The sequence below is a fragment of the Streptomyces sp. NPDC058964 genome, assembly GCF_042741275.1.
Taxonomy (GTDB): domain Bacteria; phylum Actinomycetota; class Actinomycetes; order Streptomycetales; family Streptomycetaceae; genus Streptomyces.
Genome location: NZ_JBHYKH010000907.1, coordinates 1 through 1,810 on the forward strand (window position 1 = coordinate 1; position 1,810 = coordinate 1,810).

Genomic DNA, 1,810 nt, shown 5'->3' on the forward strand with positions numbered 1-1,810 from the left:
GCCCGCATCGGGCCGGCTCAGCGATCCCGGTCCCACAGACCCCCCCGGGCGGCGGCGCGCATTTCAGTGTCGTTGTGAATGATCCCGGTCTGGATGCCCGAGCCCACGATGCGACGCTCTCCGTCGGCGAGCAGCTGTACGCGGCGGGGTTGGCCGGGGGTGAACGCGCCGGCGCCGAGGGCGGCGAGGGCCTCCAGCGCGGCCAGCGCGGAATTCAGGGACGCGCCCGGCGCGGCGGCCGGGAGGACACGGTCGACGAGGCTGGTGAGCGTGATACCTGCGGGGCGGTCGCTGCCCGGGTGTGCGGCCACCAGTGCGCGCGCGGCGGCCGCGGCCGTGTCCGGTCGGTCGAGCATCGGCAGCAGGCGGGGGGTGACCGGCCGTGCGGCGGGTCCGAGCAGGGTGGCGACCTCGGCCCAGCGCCGCCGCAACGCCGTCCGGCCGTCCGGGCCGGCCGTCTGCCCGCACCGGGCCACCGCCCAGGCCGCGCACTGGCGTACCTCGGCGTCGGAATCCGACAGCAGGGGCAGCATCAGCGGCAGGTGTGCGACGACGGCCGCACGCGCCGCACCCGGTTGGTCCAGGCGGTGCTCGTCCCCGCTCTCGGCGATGGCGCCCAACATGCCGAGCAGGTTCCCACGGCGCACCCCCGCCGCCGCCAAGCGGGCCAGAAAGGGCACGGCCGCCGCCGTGGCCCCGTACACCGTGCCCTGGTGCACGATGCCGCTCCACAGCTCCTGCTCCGCCTCCGCCGCGGTCTCCTCGTCCGAGGCTGTCACCGCGCGCAGCAGATCGGGCAGATCGTCGGCGGGACCATAGGCATGGTGCAGCTCCGGCCAGGCAACCCGGTCGAGGTCCGCGAAAACGGTGGCAAGATCCATGAGGCGGATGCTGTCACCCGGCTCCGACAGTGCGCCCCGCCCGCACCTTGTGGTCCGCGCTGCGTGCAGGCCGGCGGATCCGGCGATCCTGGAGCAGCGCCACGGAAGGCCGTTCCCGTCCGGCGCCGCCTCAGCGTTTGACGGGCGGAAGGTCGGTCAGCTCGCGGCGGATGTCGTCCAATGAGTCCTGGAGCAGGGCCCTGGCGCGCGCGAACCAGTCGGCCAGGACGGCGATCTCGTCGGGGCTGTAGTCGGCGAAGAGGGCGCCCAGGCGCTGGTAGAAGGGGCCGTAGACCTCGAGGATGCGTTCCTGCGCCGTCTCCTCCATGACGACGTGGACCTTGCGGCGGTCGTCCGGGGAGGGCCGGCGGCGGATGTAGCCCGCCTTCTCCAGACGGTTGAGAACGCCGGTGACCGCCCCGGTGGTCAGCCGGGCGCGTTCGGCGAGGTCGCCCGCCACGAGGGATTCGCCGGCGGCAGCCGCTTCGATGAGGAACCCCAGGCACGTGAGGTCCGTGACGTTGAGGCCGAGTCGGCGTGCGATGTCCTGCTGTCCGAACTGCGCGGTCGCGATCATCCGGTCCATCGCGTACAGCGCCTGATCGGCCGTCGCCGCAGGGCGTCCCTTGCGCTGCCCCACACCATCCCCTTAGCATCTAAGTAATTTATCTCGCGAGCTAAACTATTTGCCGTGCGCGGGGGCGCCCGGCATCCGCTCCAGCATCCCATTTCCTCAGGAGGCATTCGATGAGCGCCCACGGAGACTACGACATGGGCCACACGGTGGCCGGGTGGACGGGGACCGCCATGGCGTCGGCAGGGTTCACCGTCTGCGGCCTCGGAATGGTCACCGGCTCCCTCGTTCCGCTCGTCGGCGGCGTCGTGATCGTCGTGCTGGCCGTGCTGACGACCTGTGAGATTGAACTTTC

3 protein-coding genes are annotated in these 1,810 nt (G+C 72.0%); 1 reads left to right on the forward strand and 2 read right to left on the reverse strand.

Annotated elements, in window-relative coordinates:
* Positions 1–17 precede the first annotated feature (17 nt).
* Both ACFW2E_RS46260 and ACFW2E_RS46265 read right to left on the reverse strand, forming a co-directional pair.
* Positions 18–881: a HEAT repeat domain-containing protein gene (locus ACFW2E_RS46260; RefSeq protein WP_384478022.1), complete on the reverse strand. Its 864-nt coding sequence runs from the start codon at positions 879–881 to the stop codon at positions 18–20.
* A gap of 130 nt (positions 882–1,011) precedes the next feature.
* Complete coding sequence (locus ACFW2E_RS46265) at positions 1,012–1,467, reverse strand: MarR family transcriptional regulator (RefSeq protein WP_384478028.1); 456 nt, start codon at positions 1,465–1,467, stop codon at positions 1,012–1,014.
* Between the two features lie 161 nt (positions 1,468–1,628).
* On the opposite strand from ACFW2E_RS46265, the gene ACFW2E_RS46270 reads away from it, so the two are divergent.
* The coding region (locus ACFW2E_RS46270) for an HGxxPAAW family protein (protein WP_384478025.1) at positions 1,629–1,810 on the forward strand (182 nt) is incomplete at its 3' end.